Raw genomic sequence first — 16,334 nt, 5'->3', positions numbered from 1 at the left:
CGCGGCAGGCCCGCCCCAGGCCACCTCAGCTTGCGCAGGTATTCCAGCTTGCGGAGTTTGTTACCGCTTGCGCAGGCCCCGCACCAGAATCCAGACGATCGGCGTCAGCACCGCTACCAGCGTGATGGGGTTCGGCCGGAACTCCGCCGGACCTCCCTCGCGGCCGGCATAAACACCCAGCGGAACCACCAGTCCCCCGGCACCCCCGCCGCCGTCGCCGTCGGCCTCTCCGCCACCGCCGAAACCGGCCTGCACCAGTGCCACCGGCACCAGGGTTTCACCGCCGACCTGCACGGGCTCGCCGTAGGCCTTGCTGACGGCGGTGGAACGGAAGGTTTCGGCGAGCTCTGCCAGGATGTTCATGACCCCATACTTCCCCCCGCGAGCATCCCGCGGATGTAGGCAGCCTGCCCGGCGTGTTCCAGGCAGTCAGCCAGGGAGCTGATCAGCCGGACACCGAGCGTCACCGGCGGATCCCAGGAGGTGTCCACCACCTGGTCCAGATCTTCGGGCGTCAACCCCGAGACGAACGCGACCGTCCGCGCGCTCACGGCGTCGTAATAACCCTGCAGCACCTCAGCGGACTGCACCTGGACCTTGGCCACCTCCTCGGAGGTGTGCCCGTAGCCGGTGTCCTCCACCATCAGCGGCAGCCCCACCCGGCTTGCCCATCCTTCCTCCGTCCAGGCCTGCTGGTGCCCGGCCATGGGCGCGATTTGGGCGTCCTCCACCCGGGCCAGGTGCCAGATCAGCCACGCAATCGAGTTTCCCTCCGGGTACGGCCGGTGATTCAGCTGCCCCACGGGAAGGTCGTGGAGGACCCGCCGAATGGTCCCGGGCAGGCGCCCGAATGCGTCAATGAGCAGGTCGCTCGGTTCCATGGCACTCCAATACGGATATCTGGACGACGACGGCGGCGGCCGCCGGATGGCTTGTTGCCCTGCCGACATCGTTCCACCGCAAGAGGAAGAAAAACACCACGCACCCGTTCCAAGCTCCGGAAGCGGTCCTAAACTGACCCGATGGAGTGGATTGACGAACGTCCCGCCTGGCTTCCTCCCATCCCTCCTCCACACCGTGGACGGATGCGCATCGTGGCGGGAATCCTGCTGGTCGCCGGTGTTATGATCACTGTCCTGGTGACCGCCTTCCTCGGCGGGATCATCTCCATGTACCTCTTCTGGCCGCTCGCCGGCGGGATGCTCCTCCTGATCTCCGGGCTCCTCAGCCGCCGCCGGCTTCCCTGAGAGTCCAGCCAAGGGTGGGGAACTGACCCAAACGACCGGTGACTGACAAAGTTCGGCATGCCGAACTTGTTTAATCATCACACCGAACTTAGGGTACTGCTCATGCCCTTGACTTCCCTTTCCCGCCGGCTGGCAGCGCTGCCAGCCGCTGCGCTGCTCCTCGCCCTCTCGGCCTGTGCCGGTGCCTCCGGCTCATCCGAAGGAGACGACGGCAGACCCGTTGTCCTGACCACCTTTACCGTCCTGGCGGACATGGCCCGCAACGTCGCGGGTGAGCACCTCCAGGTCGAATCGATTACCAAGCCCGGTGCGGAAATCCACGGCTACGAGCCCACCCCCGGAGACATCCGCCGCGCTGCCGGCGCGGACCTCATCCTGGACAACGGCATGAATCTCGAGGCCTGGTTTGAGCAGTTCACCGCCGATCTGGATGTTCCGCGCATCACCGTCAGTGACGGTGTGGAACCGATCAGCATCACCGAAGATGCCTACGCAGGACTGCCCAACCCGCACGCCTGGATGTCTCCCCTGAATGCCATGATCTACGTGGACAACATGGCGGATGCCTTCGCCGGCCTCGACCCGGACCACGCCGCAGCCTTCCGGGCCAACGCCGAGACCTACAAGGCCGAGCTGCAGAAGATCCAGGACCAGCTGGTCACGGACCTCGGGGCACTGCCGGCGAATCAGCGGGCCCTGGTCACCTGCGAAGGGGCCTTCTCCTACCTCGCCCGCGACGCCGGCCTGACCGAACGCTTCATCTGGGCGGTCAATGCCGAGCAGCAGGCCACTCCGCAGCAGATCACCGCCGTAATCGGGTTCATTCGGGAAAACGAGGTTCCGGCCGCGTTCTGTGAATCCACTGTCTCCGACGCCCCGATGAAACAGGTCCTCGCGGCAACCGATGCGGAGTTCGGCGGCACCCTCTACGTCGACTCGCTCTCCGAAGCCGGCGGCCCGGTCCCCACCTACCTGGACCTGATCCGGCACGACGCCCAAACCATCGTCGATGCTCTGACCGGGAGCACCTGGTGAATCCGGCGGACGGGACGGCGGCACCGGCCCTGGAACTGAAGGCGGTGACGGTCCGGTATGACGACGTGACAGCGCTCGACGGCGTCAGCCTCGCCGTCGATCCGGGCCGGGTCTGCGGGCTGGTCGGGATGAACGGTTCCGGCAAATCCACGCTCTTCAAGGCGCTGATGGGCCTGCTCAAACCTGCCGCTGGAGAAGTCCGCATCGCCGGGCTGCCGCCGGCGAAAGCCCGGAAGGCCGGCCTGGTGGCCTATGTCCCGCAGAGTGAAGACGTGGACTGGAGCTTCCCGCTCTCCGTCCGGGACGTGGTGATGACCGGCCGCTACGGACACATGGGCCCCAGCCGCCGGCCGCGCCCGGCGGACCGGGATGCCGTTCGCGATGCCCTGGCACGGGTGGAACTGCAGGACCTCGCGGACCGGCAGATCGGCCGGCTCTCCGGCGGGCAGAAGAAACGCGCCTTCGTGGCCCGCGGAATTGCCCAGGGCGCCTCGGTGCTGCTGCTGGATGAGCCGTTCGCCGGCGTCGACAAGCGCTCCGAAGCCACCATCACCGCCCTGCTGCGCCAGCTCGCCGCCGAAGGCCGCACTGTCCTGGTCTCCACCCACGACCTGCACGCCCTGCCCCAGCTGGCTGATGAAGCAGTGCTCCTGATGCGCCGGGTCCTGGCTTATGGGACCCCGGAAGAGGTGCTGCAGCCGGAGCAGCTGGCCCGGGCCTTCGGCCTTAATGTACTGGAGGGTGCCCAGCCGGGAGCCGCGGACGGGAGCCGGCCATGATCGAGGCCCTGCTGGAACCACTGGCCTACGATTTTATGGTCCGCGCCCTGGCCACGGCGGTGATCGCCGCCGTCGTCTGCGGCGTGCTTTCCTGCTGGCTGGTGCTGATCGGCTGGTCCCTGATGGGCGACGCCGTGTCCCATGCCGTGCTGCCCGGCGTGGTGCTGGCGTACATTGCCGGGGTGCCGTTCGCGGTGGGCGCGGTGGTCTTCGGGTTCCTGGCGGTGGGGCTGATCGGCCTGGTCCGGGACACCTCCCGGGTGAAGGAGGACGCCGCGATCGGCATCGTGTTCACCACATTGTTCGCTGCCGGCCTGGTGCTGATCTCGGTAACGCCCAGCCAGACGGACCTGAATCACATCATCTTCGGCAACCTGCTCGGCGTCAGCACGGGAGATCTGCTGCAGATCGGCATCCTCGCCGCCCTGACCCTGGCCGCGCTGCTGTTCAAGCGCCGCGATTTCACGCTGTACGCCTTCGATCCCACCCACGCGCACGCCGTCGGGCTGAATCCGCGGGTGCTGGGCGCGGCGCTGCTGGGACTGCTGGCGCTGACCGCCGTCGTCGCCCTCCAAGCCGTGGGTGTGGTGCTGGTGGTGGCGATGCTGATCATCCCCGGTTCCACCGCCTATCTGCTCACGGACCGCTTCTCGCGGATGCTGCTGATCGCCCCGGCGATGGCGGCGGCCTGCGCCGTCGCGGGGATTTATGCCAGTTATTACCTGGATACGGCGACCGGTGCCATGGTGGTGCTGGCCCAGGGCTGCGTGTTCGCCCTCGCCTACCTCTTCAGCCCGCGCCAGGGCGTGGCGGGCCGTGCGCTGGCAGCCCGGCACCGGCGCCGGACTGAGGGACGGCAGCCGAGTCAGCCTATGATTGGCGCATGACTTCTGCGTCCGCGGGTGCCGGTTCCCAATCCCAAACCCTCTCCCGCGGTATCCAGGCGCTGGAGCTGCTGGCGGACTCGGAAGCACCGCTGAGCATCGCTGAACTCTCCGCCGGCCTGGGTGTCCACCGGTCCATCGCGTACCGGATCCTGCGCACCCTGGAAGCGCATTCACTGGTGATGCGCGACGACGCCGGCCGGGTCTCCGCCGCGCCCGGACTGGCCGCGCTGGCCCGGGGAGTCTCCCGCGACCTGCAGTCCGCGGCCCTGCCGGAGCTGACCGTCGTTGCCAACGAGCTGTCCATGACCGCGTTCATCGCGGTGTGGGACCAGCACGACTGCGTCACCCTGGTCACCGTGGAACCCCGGCACAGCCGGACCGCGCTGATCCAGCGGCCCGGTACCCGGCATTCGTTCACGGTCGGAGCTCCGGGGATCGCCATCCAGTCCGCGGTGACGGAGGAGCATTGGAACCGGCTCGCTCCGGGGCAGCCCTACCGGCCAGAGGCCCGGCTTGCCCGCGAGCGCGGCTATGCCACCAGCTTCAGCGAGGTAATTGACGGCGTCGGCGCCGTCGCGGCACCGATCCAGGTGCCGGGCCAGCTGCCGGCGTCGCTCTCCGTGGTGTATTTCGGCTCCGGGAAGGACGAGGCAGGCATCGGAGCCCGGCTGATGGAGAGCGTGCGGCTGATTGAGGCGCAGCTGCGCTAGCTTCCCGCTGCCGGACGTGGCCGCCCCGGAACGTGTGGGTTGTGCCGGGTTAGGCAAGCATTCTCTTGCTGGAAAAGGGCCGCCGATAGGCTTACAACAAGAGCATGGTCTTCAACCGTGGAACCGCTGCCGGCCGGGCGCTCCGGCGTTATCCCGTCGTCGCCGCCACTGTGGTGGTCATCGCCGTCGTCCTGCTCCTCCTCGGAGCCGGCGCGGACACCACGGCTCAGTGGATCGCCACCCTCTTCACCCTCGGTGTTGTGGGGCTGACAAGTGTGGGCATGGTGCGGGATATTCTGCGCGGACACTGGGGGCTGGACATCCTGGCTGTTGTCGCCATGCTCGCCACGGTTGCCGTCGGCGAGTACATCGCGGCGCTGATCATTGTCCTGATGCTCTCCGGCGGGGAAGCGCTGGAGGACTATGCCGCGGGACGGGCTAAGCGCGAGCTGAACGCGCTGCTGGACCGCGCTCCGGACATTGCGCACCGGCTGCCCTCCGGCGTCGACACCGGCGAGCAGGTTCCAGGTTCCCCCAACCACGGCCAGGGCCCTGCGGAGGACATTCCCGCCACCGAAGTCACGGTCGGGGATGTCCTGCTGGTCAAACCGGCCGAAGTGGTTCCGGTGGACGGCATCCTGCTCTCCGACGCCGCCTCCTTTGACGAATCCTCGCTGACCGGTGAGTCGATGCCCGTGGCCCGCACCGCCGGAGACACCGTGATGAGCGGCTCGGTGAACGGCACCCACGCGGTCCGGATCCGGGCCACAGCGACGACGGCGGACAGCCAGTACCAGCGGATCGTCGCCCTGGTGCAGGAGGCATCGGAATCGAAGGCTCCCGTGGTGCGGCTGGCGGACCGGTATGCCGTGCCGTTCACGGCCGTGTCCCTGCTGATCGCCGGGATCGCCTGGGCAGTGTCCGGGGATCCGGTCCGGTTCGCGGAGGTCCTGGTGCTGGCCACGCCCTGCCCCCTGCTGATCGCCGCACCGGTGGCCTTTATGGGCGGGATGAGCCGGGCGGCCGGCAGCGGCATCATCGTCAAGGGCGGAGCGGTGCTGGAGCAGCTTGCCCGGGCGCAGAGCGCTGCCTTCGACAAAACCGGCACCCTGACCTACGGCCGGCCCGAACTGGTGGCAGTGAACCCGGAACCCGGTTTCAGCGCTGATGACCTCCTGACGCTGGCGGCCTCAGCGGAGCAGTACTCCTCCCACGTGCTGGCGGCCTCCGTCCTGGCCGCCGCGGAGCAGCGCGGCCTGCACCCTGCCCCGGCCGACACCGCGCAGGAAGTGGCGACCAACGGCGTCGAAGCGCTGATCCGCGGCCGCACGGTCCGGGTTGGCAAGCGCCGGTTTGTCGCCGAAGTGGATCCGCAGACCCGTCCGGTGGACCTGTTCCCCGGCCAGATGGGCGTCTACCTCAGCGTGGACGGCCGCTTCGCCGGCACCCTGGTCATGAGCGACACCGCCCGGGACAACGCGTCCGCCACCCTGGACCGGCTGCGGGACCTCGGCATCACCGAAACCGTGATGCTCACCGGAGACGGGCTGGCCACCGCGGAGAGCATGGCAGCGGAGGTGGGCATTACGCAGGTCCAGGCCGAGCTGCTGCCCCAGGACAAGGTCGCCGCCGTCGCGGCTCTCCCCCATCGCCCGGTGATCATGGTGGGCGACGGCGTCAATGACGCCCCGGTGCTCGCGGCAGCCGATGTCGGAATCGCCATGGGAGCGCGCGGTTCCACGGCTGCCAGCGAATCTGCCGACGTCGTGATTGTGGCCGATGATATTTCCAAGGTGGCAACCGCCGTGGACATCGGCAGGCGGACCCTGCAGGTGGCGCTGAGCAGCATCTGGCTCGGGATCGCACTGAGCATTGTGCTGATGCTCGTGGCGTCCTTCGGCCTGATTCCTGCCGTGGCCGGGGCCCTGACCCAGGAACTCGTGGACCTGGTGGCGATCCTGAATGCGCTGCGTGCACTCCACGGCCGGAAGCTGTTCCGGCGGGAGGCGAAAAGGACTAGACGGCTGAAGTCTCAGGTTCCGTCTGATTCGGAACCTCCCCGACCCGCAAGGAGGGGTCACGCGTGAGTACCCAAGAGGAACAGGCCCGCCATTACATGGACGGTTTCCGGCGCAGCGACCACCAGGCGATCCTTGCCTGCCTCACTGACGACGTCGTCTGGCGCATCCACGGCGCCCGCACCACCCGCGGCAAGGCGGAGTTCGACGCCGAAATCGGCGCTCCGGGGTTCGAGGGCAGCCCGGATCTGAGTATTGAGCGCCTGATCAGCGAGGTTGATTCCTACATGGTGGCGGTTCCCTGACTGCAGGTGCCTGGGTCTCCGCCCGGACGGGCGCGGACCCCCAAGTCGATGGACTCGAACCCGGCACAACGCGTGCCGGGTTCGAATCGCCGGGTTCAGCGCTGGCGCTGGCTCTCGGCCAGCCGGTGCTGGATGCTCCGCGACGCTTCGTAGAGCCCGCGGTACAGACTGTAGAGGGAGTCGTAGCGTTCACGCAGGGACGGGTCAGGACGGATGACCTGCTGCACCGGGTTCCACTCGGAGATTTGAACCGAATCCCTCGCTGAGATCTGTGCGGCCAGGAAAGCCGCCCCGTAACTCGCGCCGATGGTCCGGGCAGGAATCACCTGTTCGCGTCCGGTCACATCGGACACGATCTGGGTCCAGAGTCCGCCCTGCGTTCCGCCGCCCACCGCCACGATCCGGGTGATGTCGCCGCCGGCGGCTTCCATCGCCTCGATGTTGTGGCGCACGCCCATCGCCGTCGCTTCCAGTGCAGCCCGGTACAAGTCTCCGCGGGTCGTGGACAGGGTGAGCCCGGCGATGACACCGCGGGCGTCCGGATCAGCGATCGGCGTCCTTTCACCCGCGAAGTACGGGAGCATCAGGATTCCGTGCGCTCCCGGGCCGGATTCCTGGGCTTCGGCGAGCAGCTCCGGATACCCCGGGGAGCCGAAGATCTCCCGCAGCCAGCCGGTGATGGCTCCGGAGGTGGCCATTCCTCCGGCCAGGCATCTGGTGCCCTCGAAGGCACCGACGGTTCCCCAGAGTTCCGGGACGTCGATCCGTTCCGCGACCGTGTGCACCAGGAACATGGTGGTCCCGTACATCAGCATCAGGTCCCCCGGCTCGGTGGCGCTGACGCTCACCGCCTCGGTCCAGGCGTCGATCGTCCCGATGCACACCGGAACGCCGGCCGGAAGGCCCGTCACCCGGGAGGCTGCCGCCGTCACCTGCCCGACGACGTCGCCGGGCCAGAGCAGCGGCGGCAGGTCCAGGTCCGGTGCGATCCGCTCGGTCCAGGGTTTGTACCAGACGAGGGCGTCCGAATCGTAGAGCGGGGTGCACTGGCTGGCGGAGTGGTGGTCAAGCCCGTACTCCCCGGTCAGGTTGTAGGCCAGCCACGACGCCGGCATGTACAGTCGCCGGGCCGCGGCAAAGACCTCCGGTTCGTGGGCAGCCAGCCACTCCAGCTTCGGGCCCACCGCCTGTGTGGAGAGCGTTGACCCGCAGCGGCCCAGGATTTCCGCATCACCGCCAAGCTCCGCGGTGAGTGCGGCGATCTCCGCCGTGGCCCGGGTGTCCACCCCGTACAGAATGGCCGGACGCAGCGGCGTGGAGTGCTCGTCGGTGACGAGAACGCAGGGACCCATCCCGCTGACCCCGACGCCAACGATTGTCACGGCATCCGTCACGAGCGCAGCAGTGATGCTGCGGAACTCCTCCCACCACACTGCTGCATCCATCTCGACCCAGCCGGGGTGCGGCCGGTCAACCCGGTGTTCGCGGGTCTCGGAGGCCAGGACGTTGCCCTCGAGGTCCACCAGGACACCCTTGCTGCTGCTGGTTCCGATGTCGACGCCGAGCACAGCTTGGCGGGGGAAGGAGCCGTTCACGCTACAGCGCCACTTCGCCGCACAGGTGTACGTACACACCCAGCTCATGGAACAGGGAAGCCTTGGCGGCCAGTGCCTTGTCCGCGGTCTCCGCGTCCGGGGCGTAGACCACCTGGACATGGTTGGCCTTGTGCCGGGCCATCAGCTGGTCGCGGGAGACTCCGTGCAGGACGGCGTGCATGATCGGCCACTGCTTGTCCGTGGCGTTGAGCCGGCGCTGGGTCTCTTCCTCGGGCAGGGCCACCACGTGGCCCCGGCCGAGGTCCACGTGCAGTTCGTCGTCCATGATGAAGACGCGGGACCAGACGATCTCGCCGGGCTTGGACGTGCCGGAGAGCGTGGACCCGCCGCGGGGGAAGAACACCGCGGGCTGGCGGTGGCCGAACGATTTGTCGTAGCCGCCGTTGTGGGACGCCGGGACCGCGCCGGAGATCTCGAAAACCCAGACGAACTCGCCGTCGTATTCTTCGCCCCAGCGGATGTCGTGGAGGGTGTTCGCCGGGTCCAGGCCCATGGCCGTCCAAATCCGGTTGGTGACCAGGGCGTCCACGGCCACACCTTCGTCAACCTCGTTGAAGTGCGGCAGGGCAGCACCCGGGTACAGCTCCCGGGAGCCGTCGCGGGCGAGGACCGGCGGCCGGGAAACGTTGTTGAGCAGGCCTTCCACCAGGTCGGAGGCCGGGGCCATGTCCTTAAGTCCCTGCTGGTACTGGATGCCGATCGCGTCGGCGCCGAAGTCGTCCGCGATGCGCACGGCGGCCACGTACATCTTGAGCTGCTCGTGCACCTGCGCCTCGGTGAGGTCCTCGGCGTCGTCCGGCCCGAAGTGGAAGGTGAAGCCGGCGTCGTCGAGCCACTGCCGGACTTCCTTTGCCTCCCCGTCCGTCACCAGGCGCATTTCGGCGAGCAGCGCCGACTGGGACAGCCGTTCCTTGTAGATGCCCAGGGGGTTCAGCAGCTCGTCGTCAATGATGGCGTTGTACATACCCATGCAGCCTTCATCGAACACACCGATGATCGCTTTTTCCTCCCGGAGCTGCCGGGCCAGCGCGGCGCCCAGCCGGGTTTCGTCCGAATCCGGCAGGGCGGGCAGGTCGCGGACATGACTGAGGTCGTGGTTGATGGTGCCGGTGCGGAGCCATTCCTCCACCTTGCCGATGGCCCATTCGTCGCTGAAGTCCTTGCTCCACAGGGCGGAATACGGCACGCCGGCTTTGGTCAGGGAGCCTGTGAGGTTAAGCAGGCCCACCAGCCCGGGGAAGTCCCCGGCCCAGTTGGCTACCACCAGGATGGGGCCGCGGTGCGAGCGCAGGCCTGCGAGGACGTGGTGGCTGTACTGCCAGACGGCGTCGACCACCACCAGCGGTGCCTCGGCCGGGATGTTGCGGAAAACGTCCATGCCGGCGCGCTGGCTGTCGATAAACCCGTGGCCGGTCTCCGGATTGATTCCGTGGGCGCGTTCCACGGTGAATCCGAAGCGCCCGACGGCGGCGGCGAAGTCTGCCTCGAGCTGCTGCTGGGTGCCCCAGCCGGCCAAGTTGGCGCTCAGCCGCAGGTCGCCGCTGGCGACGACGTAGACGGTCTTTTCCTTCAGGGCGGGCAGGTGCTGTTCAGCTGGGAAGGTGTACGTGCTCATTGCTTCTCCTTGTGATCAGGTCGATCAGGTGATGGTGCGAAGTTAAGAGGTCTAGGCGTGGCTGGCGGCGGCGGCGGACAGATCGGCGGCCAGGGGCGCGTCGAGTGCTGCCATCGGCATACGGCTGCGCCAGCTGCCGGGAACGTTCACCGCGATGGCGGCCTTCAACCGGATGATTGAGGGCCCGGCCAGGGAGACCAGGTTCTCCACCGTGTGCTGCAGCGCCTGCGCTTCATCTGCTCCGGCTGCGTCACCGGAGGACGCCGGGCCGGCGCTGTCGACGGCTCGGGCCAGCGCTGCGAAGGTCGCCGGGAAAGCAGCCGATACGCCGGAAACAACGCCGGTGCCGCCGCTGGACATCACGAACGGCAGGGTGGCGTCATTGCCGGAGTAGAGTTCCTGGCCGGGCAGCAGGCACTTGGCGTAGGCCTCGAGTTCCTCGCTGGCGGCACCGGAGAGCTTTACTCCGCGGATGCCGGGCAGCTGCATGATCCGCTCGAACACGGCCACGCCGACGGTGATGCCGGTCCGTTCCGGGAACAAGTACACGTAGTGGTCGACGCCGGGAAGTGCGGCGGTCACTACCTCGTAGAACTCATAAACAGCGTCATCATCAGCGGGCAGGTAATACGGGTTCAGGGTTGCCATCCGGGTTATGCCCAGGCGCTCGGCCGCGTGGCCGAGCCGGATGACCTGGTGGGGGCTGGCGTGTCCGATGTGGGCGATGACCCGGTCTGCGCCGAAGGCCACGATTGCCCGGCGGAACGTTTCGAGCCGCTCGTCGTCGTCCAGCGCCGGGAATTCACCGGTGGTCCCGGCGACGAGGACTCCGTGGGCGTGCGGCTCAACGCGGGCGAGCAGGGCCTCGTACGCGGACCAGTCCACAGCCCCGTCTTCGGTGAAGGGAAGCGGGAGGGCGCTGATGATCTGTGCGGTCATGGGGTAGAGCCTTTCGGTGGTGCGGAGATTGGAGCCGATGAAGCTGTGTCATAAAGTGCTGGGGGTGAAGCAGGTGCTGCGTTAGGAAGCGGACTGCGCGGCTGCGCGGGCCGCAGCGAGCCGGAGGGCCGCAAGCGGGAGGGCGGCGCTGACGATCCCCCGCCGCTGCCAGGTGTAGGTAACGACCAGCTGGTCACCGTGGATGGCGGCTGACGGGTAGGAGTATTCGCCGCGCCCGTCGGTGACCACCCCGGTGTCACGGGGTTCGAAGCCGGGAGCTTGGGTTCCGGCTTCCGTACGTGAACCGGCGGCAGCCGGGAAGATGCCCTCCAGCGGAGTGCGGCCGTCCTCCAGGACCAGGGCGGGCGGTCCCCACCGGGTTCCGTCCGTGGAGAAGGAGACCGCCAGCGGGCAGCGCGGACCCCAGCTCTCGGCCACCGGGTTGTGGACGCAGGCCAGGAGGTCCTCGCCAATGGCAGCCACGGTCAGGCCGCTGTTGTTGTTCGGGAGGTTCGTCGGCTGCGCCGGGAAGAAGGTCCTGCCGCCGTCGGTGGATTCCGCGGCATAGGCAAATCCCTCGCTGGAGCGCATCAGCGCGCCGATGGTGTTTCCCTTCGTCCACAGCGAGGGCTGGATCACGCCGGCGCCGGAAAGCCGGCTCCGGTCAACGGGAATGGCGGTCTTGACCCAGGTGGCGCCGCCGTCATCCGAGCGGTCGGCGAAGCAGTCCCAGACGGCGCCGCCCGGCAGCCAGCGCTCCTCGGAGCCCGGTGCCAGCCAGCCGCCGCCAGGCGGCAGGACCGGCGGGTTCTTCACCGGTCCGCGCCCGCCGCGGTCCCCGGGAACCAGTTCCCGGGGACCGCTCCAGGTGCGCCCGGCGTCACGGCTTACCCGGACCCAGGTCTGCCAGGCCGAGATCGCAGCACCGCGTTTGTAGAAAAGCCAGACGCTGCCGTCCGGGCCTGCGGCCAGGACCGGATTCCAGTGCGCTTCGGTGCCTTCCCCTGCCACCGGCCGGGGCTCCTGCCAGCGGCCGGTGTGGTCAGTCGCGGAGAGCCAGATCCGGTTGTCCGGGGTGCCTTCGGCCGTGCCGGCGAACCAGGCACAGAGCAGCCGGCCGCCCACGGACAGGACAGAGGAGGCGTGGCACTGCTGTGCCGCGGTGTCCGACGGCGGAAGCACCCAGCGTCGATCGATGCCGGCGGTGAGTCCCGGGTGCCCCACAGCCGCCGTCATTTGCTGCCGCTTCGATCCGCCTCGGCGTCCTGGGCGTTGTCGGAACCGGTCCCGGAACCGCCGTCGTAACCGGCTTCGCGCGCGGTGCGGTCAACCAGCTGGTCCTCGAGCGATCCCGCAGCTTTGCCGGAACGGGCGGACCGGGCTTTTCCGATAATCGGAATGGCGATGGACACGGCGGCGAGGATCAGCAGCGTGAGGGAGATCGGATGCGTGAAGAAGACCGACGGACCGTCGATCAGCAGGGACCGGCGGAGGTTGGATTCAGCCAGCGGTCCCAGCAGCAAGCCGAGGACAACCGGACCGGCAGGGAATCCGGTGCGCTTCATGATCAGGCCAATGACGCCCGAAACGAGCATCACGATGACCGTGTACACGTTGTTGGTCACCGTGTAGGTACCGACCAGGCAGAAAATGAGGATTGCTGACCAGACATAGTGGTTGGGCAGATCCATGAGACGGACCATGCCGCGCATCCGGACCAGGCTTACGCCGAAGGAGACGATGGTCGCCAGGATCATGATGGCTGCGATGGAGACCACCAGGTCCGGCCGGTTGGTGAAGAGCTGGGGGCCGGGCTGCAGTCCCCAGATCACCATGGAGCCGATCATGACGGCCATCACCGAGTCACCGGGAATACCCAGGGCCATGGTGGTGGTCAGCGACCCGCCGAGCGTGGCGCTGGAGGCGCTGTCGGCAGCGGAGATTCCCTCGATGGACCCCTTGCCGAATTTGTCCTTTTCCTTCGACATGCCGCGTGCCCGGTCCCAGCCGATGAGGCCGGCGATGTCGCCGCCGGCAGCGGGCACGACGCCGACGAAGGCGCCGATGCCGGTGCCCAGGGCGGTGGGCTTGGCAACCTGCCGGTACTCCGCCTTGGTGGGCCAGACCCGGCCCAGCGAGGAAATCGGCTTGACCTTCGTTTCGCGGTACGTGAGGAGCTGGTCGAACAGCTCGGCAATGCCGAACAGGCCAATGATCACGGCAATGAAGTCGAGTCCGCCGGTCAGGTCGTTCAGGCCGAAGGTGAACCGCTGGTCGCCCGTGATGGGGTCCCGGCCGATGGTTGCGATGGTGAGCCCGATCAGTCCGGCGAGAACGCCCTTGACCAGCGACTTGGAGGAAATGGAAATCATGATGGTCAGGCCGAAGACCACCAGCGCGAACATTTCAGGCGGACCGAATTTCAGCGCCAGCTGTGCCACCGGCTGTGCGGCCAGGATGAAGAGGACCATGGAGGCCAGGATGCCGACGGTGGAGACCATGGAGGACATCACCAGCGCCAGCCCGGCTTTGCCTTGTTTAGCCATGGGATAGCCGTCGAAGGTGGTGGCGATCGCTGCGGGGGTGCCCGGTGTGTTCACCAGGATGGAGGGGATGCGGTCGCCGTAGTTGGCGCCCACGTAGATGCTGAGCAGGACGGCCAGGCCCTGCACCGGTTCCAGGGTGAGGGTGAATCCGGAGGCCAGGGCCACGGCCATGGAACCGGTGATGCCGGGGAAAACACCCACCATGGTTCCGACGGCGAGGCCGACCAGCAGGCAGATCAGGGTGGTCGGATCCAGCACCGCTTCCATGCCGATTGAGAACGTGTTCATAGTGGCACCTTGAGCAGGAGATGGAAGAGGACATAGATCCCCGCAGTGGCGAGGATGGGGTACACGGCGAGCGCCCGGAGGGTCCGGCCGCCGGCAATGGCGGTGACGGCCGAGATGAGCAGGGGCGCCACATAGATGAAGCCGATGAGGGGCCAGAGCACGATGAACGCGACGGTGGCTGCGAGGGTCACCAGGAGCCGGAGCCACCCGGTGCGTGTGGCGCCATCCAGGTCGCTCCGGTCAGCGGTGCGCCCAAACACTGCCATCAGCAGCAGCAGGGCGGAGAAGCCGAAACCGGCGGCACCGAGCAGCTCCGGCCAGGTGCGGGGGCCGACACCGGGCGTTTCGATGCGCACTTCGATGTTCTTCGCCAGGAAATACACCGCTGCCGTGACGGCGGCAACCACAAGGGCAGCGCCGATTTCCAGCGGGCGGGAATCGCGGGCAGGTACGCCCGTGTCAGCGGGTTGGGCGGAGACCTCCGGGTGCGGAGCCTGAACCGCAGGCTCCGCACCCGGATCGCTCCGCCTCTGGGGGGAGGCGGATTTCATGGTTACTTCGCCAGGAGCTTTCCGAAGCGCTCGTACTCGGAGTTGATGAAGTCGGTGAAGTCGGTCGGGGACTTGTAAACCGGCAGGGCACCGCCCTTGGAGATGGTCTCCACGAAGGACTCCGACTGCGCGGAGGTTTCGATGGCCTTGGTCAGGACTTCAAGCACCTCGTCGGGCAGGCCAGCGGGTGCGTAGACGCCGCCCCAGCCGCCGAACTGGAGGTCATAGCCCAGCTCGGATGCGGTCGGGACGTCCGGAAGCATCGGGTGGCGCTCGTCGTGGAGGACGGCCAGCGCCCGGACCTGGCCGGCGTCGTGCGCGGCCGCGGTCTCCGAGGTGCCGCCGACGGCGCCGTCAACCTGGCTACCGATGACGGCTGCGACTGCGGGGGCGCCGCCGTCGAACGGCACTGGCACTACCTGGGTTCCGGCAGCGTCTGCCAGGCCCAGTTCTGCGGCTTCCCAGATCGAGCCGGGGCCGGAGTTCGCCATGTTGAGGGGCTTCTCCTTGCCGGCCTCGATCAGGTCCTCCAGGGTTTCGTAGGGGCTGTCCGCGGGTACGGAAACCACGCCGGGAGAGAGCATGATCTGGCCCAGGAAGTCGTAGTTCGCCGGGTCGATGTCGAAGCCCTGGTGGCCCAGCATCGAGATTTCCACGGGCACGAAGCCGATCGTGTAGCCGTCCGTATCGGAGTCGGCAATGTACTGCATGGCGGTCGAGCCGGAGGCGCCGGGACGGTTCTCAACCACAACCGAAACACCCAGTTCCTTCTCCAGCTCAGCGGCGAGTGCACGCGAGGTGAGGTCCGAGCCGCCGCCGGCAGCTGCCTGCACAATAAAGGTGATGTCCTTCTCGGGGAACCCTGCTGCGTCGTCGCTGGCGCTGCTGCTGCTGCCGCAGGCGGTGAGGCCGATGGCTGAAGCGGCGAGAACGCCGATGATGAGGTGCGAACGTGATTTTTCCATTATCAACTTCCTTGTTGGTGGATGCGGGGAGGTGCTGCGTAGGGCTTTAGTCGTTCCCGAGCCTGCTGAACGCGTTCGAGAGTCTGGTCCGTGAACCCTGCAGGTGTTCACGGAGCATCTCTTCGGCCCGTTCCAGATCGCCGGCCATCACCGTGGTGAACAGGTCGATGTGGTCCTGGCAGGTGGGCCCGAGGTCCCGGTCTTCCGCGTTGGTCAGCTCGAGCATGACGGCGAAGGTCGGTTCGTACTGCTGCCAGATGCTTTCGAGCCGCTTGCTCCCGGCGACGCCGTAGATGGCCGAGTGGAAGGCGAGGTCCGCCCGGGCGAACGCCAGCGGGTCTCCCGCCGCGGCGCGTTCTTCCATGGCTGAGAGGTTCCTGACAACGGAGGCCCAGATCTCGCCGTCGGGCACCTTGGCTGCCAGGCGGAGCGCCTGGATCTCGAGGAGCTCGCGGATCATGTACAGCTCATCGACGTCGGTGGAGGTCAGGCCGATGGCGAAGACTCCCCTGCGCCGGCTTTCGACGAGCCCTTCTGCTTCCAGCTGTTTCAGGGCGTCCCGGATCGGCCCGCGGCTGACGTCGAACATCTCCGACAGCTGGGACTCGACCAGATGGGTGCCCCGCGCAATCTCACCGGCGATGACGGCGTGGCGGAGCCGGGACAGGACCAGCTCGCCCAGTGCCTGCATGGGAGGCAGCGGGAGGTTTTTCGGAAGCAGTGCGTTTGCCATGGGACCCTTCTTCTCGCTAACCGATTACGGTTAACCGTTGACCAAGTAACCCACATCACATCGGAGCTGTCAACGGTTTTGTTAGGCAGCCTGGGAAAGG

Annotated in this window: 17 protein-coding genes; 7 read left to right on the top strand and 10 right to left on the bottom strand. The window is 67.5% G+C overall.

What is annotated here, in order from left to right; genetic code table 11:
* Positions 1-60: 60 nt before the first annotated feature.
* Together H9638_RS02470 and H9638_RS02465 are read right to left on the bottom strand one after the other, a co-directional pair.
* Positions 61-363 carry a hypothetical protein gene (locus tag H9638_RS02470; RefSeq protein WP_191745586.1) on the bottom strand — a complete coding sequence of 101 codons (303 nt, stop codon included), beginning with the start codon at positions 361-363 and terminating at the stop codon, positions 61-63.
* Positions 360-881, bottom strand: a complete 522-nt coding sequence (locus H9638_RS02465) for a mycothiol transferase (RefSeq protein ID WP_191745585.1) — start codon at positions 879-881, stop codon at positions 360-362. Before H9638_RS02465 ends, H9638_RS02470 begins: the two co-directional genes overlap by 4 nt.
* A gap of 141 nt (positions 882-1,022) precedes the next feature.
* On the opposite strand from H9638_RS02465, the gene H9638_RS02460 reads away from it, so the two are divergent.
* The 7 genes from H9638_RS02460 to H9638_RS02430 all read left to right on the top strand — a co-directional run bounded on the left by H9638_RS02460 (position 1,023) and on the right by H9638_RS02430 (position 6,981).
* On the top strand, positions 1,023-1,247 hold the full coding sequence (locus H9638_RS02460) for a hypothetical protein (protein WP_191745584.1): 225 nt from the start codon (positions 1,023-1,025) through the stop codon (positions 1,245-1,247).
* Positions 1,248-1,349: 102 nt separating this feature from the next.
* Positions 1,350-2,282, top strand: a complete 933-nt coding sequence (locus H9638_RS02455; protein WP_191745583.1) for a metal ABC transporter substrate-binding protein — start codon at positions 1,350-1,352, stop codon at positions 2,280-2,282.
* Positions 2,279-3,061 (top strand): metal ABC transporter ATP-binding protein, encoded by a 783-nt coding sequence (locus H9638_RS02450; protein WP_318241755.1) that lies wholly within the window; start codon positions 2,279-2,281, stop codon positions 3,059-3,061. Before H9638_RS02455 ends, H9638_RS02450 begins: the two co-directional genes overlap by 4 nt.
* Complete coding sequence (locus H9638_RS02445) at positions 3,058-3,948, top strand: metal ABC transporter permease (RefSeq protein ID WP_191745582.1); 891 nt, start codon at positions 3,058-3,060, stop codon at positions 3,946-3,948. The genes H9638_RS02450 and H9638_RS02445 overlap by 4 nt, the downstream gene beginning before the upstream one ends.
* Positions 3,945-4,658 carry an IclR family transcriptional regulator gene (locus H9638_RS02440; protein WP_191745581.1) on the top strand — a complete coding sequence of 238 codons (714 nt, stop codon included), beginning with the start codon at positions 3,945-3,947 and terminating at the stop codon, positions 4,656-4,658. Before H9638_RS02445 ends, H9638_RS02440 begins: the two co-directional genes overlap by 4 nt.
* A gap of 104 nt (positions 4,659-4,762) precedes the next feature.
* Entirely contained in the window at positions 4,763-6,745 is a 1,983-nt protein-coding gene (locus H9638_RS02435; RefSeq protein ID WP_191745580.1) for a heavy metal translocating P-type ATPase, read from the top strand.
* The gene (locus H9638_RS02430) at positions 6,742-6,981 is read left to right on the top strand and encodes a nuclear transport factor 2 family protein (protein ID WP_318241754.1); all 240 of its coding nucleotides are present in this window, start codon (positions 6,742-6,744) and stop codon (positions 6,979-6,981) included. The genes H9638_RS02435 and H9638_RS02430 overlap by 4 nt, the downstream gene beginning before the upstream one ends.
* A gap of 95 nt (positions 6,982-7,076) precedes the next feature.
* Here H9638_RS02430 and H9638_RS02425 read toward each other — a convergent pair whose 3' ends face one another.
* The 8 genes from H9638_RS02425 to H9638_RS02390 all read right to left on the bottom strand — a co-directional run bounded on the left by H9638_RS02425 (position 7,077) and on the right by H9638_RS02390 (position 16,234).
* Positions 7,077-8,576, bottom strand: coding sequence for an FGGY-family carbohydrate kinase (locus H9638_RS02425; RefSeq protein ID WP_318241753.1), 1,500 nt, complete (start codon positions 8,574-8,576; stop codon positions 7,077-7,079).
* Position 8,577: 1 nt separating this feature from the next.
* Complete coding sequence (locus tag H9638_RS02420; protein WP_191745578.1) at positions 8,578-10,212, bottom strand: fucose isomerase; 1,635 nt, start codon at positions 10,210-10,212, stop codon at positions 8,578-8,580.
* A gap of 51 nt (positions 10,213-10,263) precedes the next feature.
* Positions 10,264-11,151: a dihydrodipicolinate synthase family protein gene (locus tag H9638_RS02415; protein ID WP_191745577.1), complete on the bottom strand. Its 888-nt coding sequence runs from the start codon at positions 11,149-11,151 to the stop codon at positions 10,264-10,266.
* 81 nt (positions 11,152-11,232) lie between these two features.
* Entirely contained in the window at positions 11,233-12,387 is a 1,155-nt protein-coding gene (locus H9638_RS02410) for an exo-alpha-sialidase (RefSeq protein WP_191745576.1), read from the bottom strand.
* Entirely contained in the window at positions 12,384-13,985 is a 1,602-nt protein-coding gene (locus H9638_RS02405; protein ID WP_191745575.1) for a tripartite tricarboxylate transporter permease, read from the bottom strand. Before H9638_RS02405 ends, H9638_RS02410 begins: the two co-directional genes overlap by 4 nt.
* Positions 13,982-14,536, bottom strand: a complete 555-nt coding sequence (locus H9638_RS02400; RefSeq protein ID WP_191745574.1) for a tripartite tricarboxylate transporter TctB family protein — start codon at positions 14,534-14,536, stop codon at positions 13,982-13,984. Before H9638_RS02400 ends, H9638_RS02405 begins: the two co-directional genes overlap by 4 nt.
* 2 nt (positions 14,537-14,538) lie before the next feature.
* Positions 14,539-15,501: a tripartite tricarboxylate transporter substrate binding protein gene (locus H9638_RS02395; protein ID WP_191745573.1), complete on the bottom strand. Its 963-nt coding sequence runs from the start codon at positions 15,499-15,501 to the stop codon at positions 14,539-14,541.
* Positions 15,502-15,547: 46 nt separating this feature from the next.
* Entirely contained in the window at positions 15,548-16,234 is a 687-nt protein-coding gene (locus tag H9638_RS02390) for a GntR family transcriptional regulator (RefSeq protein ID WP_191745572.1), read from the bottom strand.
* Positions 16,235-16,334 lie beyond the last annotated feature (100 nt).

The sequence above is a fragment of the Arthrobacter pullicola genome (assembly GCF_014836875.1).
GTDB classification, from domain to species: domain Bacteria; phylum Actinomycetota; class Actinomycetes; order Actinomycetales; family Micrococcaceae; genus Arthrobacter_B; species Arthrobacter_B pullicola.
The sequence above is the reverse complement of the archived record's forward strand: the minus strand, read 5'-3'. Positions and strand labels throughout refer to the sequence as shown.

Coding starts and splice junctions, on each gene's coding strand:
- H9638_RS02470 (WP_191745586.1), bottom strand. CDS start 363: ATGAACATCCTGGCAGAGCTCGCCGAAACCTTCCGTTCCACCGCCGTC.
- H9638_RS02465 (WP_191745585.1), bottom strand. CDS start 881: ATGGAACCGAGCGACCTGCTCATTGACGCATTCGGGCGCCTGCCCGGG.
- H9638_RS02460 (WP_191745584.1), top strand. CDS start 1,023: ATGGAGTGGATTGACGAACGTCCCGCCTGGCTTCCTCCCATCCCTCCT.
- H9638_RS02455 (WP_191745583.1), top strand. CDS start 1,350: ATGCCCTTGACTTCCCTTTCCCGCCGGCTGGCAGCGCTGCCAGCCGCT.
- H9638_RS02445 (WP_191745582.1), top strand. CDS start 3,058: ATGATCGAGGCCCTGCTGGAACCACTGGCCTACGATTTTATGGTCCGC.
- H9638_RS02440 (WP_191745581.1), top strand. CDS start 3,945: ATGACTTCTGCGTCCGCGGGTGCCGGTTCCCAATCCCAAACCCTCTCC.
- H9638_RS02435 (WP_191745580.1), top strand. CDS start 4,763: ATGGTCTTCAACCGTGGAACCGCTGCCGGCCGGGCGCTCCGGCGTTAT.
- H9638_RS02420 (WP_191745578.1), bottom strand. CDS start 10,212: ATGAGCACGTACACCTTCCCAGCTGAACAGCACCTGCCCGCCCTGAAG.
- H9638_RS02415 (WP_191745577.1), bottom strand. CDS start 11,151: ATGACCGCACAGATCATCAGCGCCCTCCCGCTTCCCTTCACCGAAGAC.
- H9638_RS02410 (WP_191745576.1), bottom strand. CDS start 12,387: ATGACGGCGGCTGTGGGGCACCCGGGACTCACCGCCGGCATCGATCGA.
- H9638_RS02405 (WP_191745575.1), bottom strand. CDS start 13,985: ATGAACACGTTCTCAATCGGCATGGAAGCGGTGCTGGATCCGACCACC.
- H9638_RS02400 (WP_191745574.1), bottom strand. CDS start 14,536: ATGAAATCCGCCTCCCCCCAGAGGCGGAGCGATCCGGGTGCGGAGCCT.
- H9638_RS02395 (WP_191745573.1), bottom strand. CDS start 15,501: ATGGAAAAATCACGTTCGCACCTCATCATCGGCGTTCTCGCCGCTTCA.
- H9638_RS02390 (WP_191745572.1), bottom strand. CDS start 16,234: ATGGCAAACGCACTGCTTCCGAAAAACCTCCCGCTGCCTCCCATGCAG.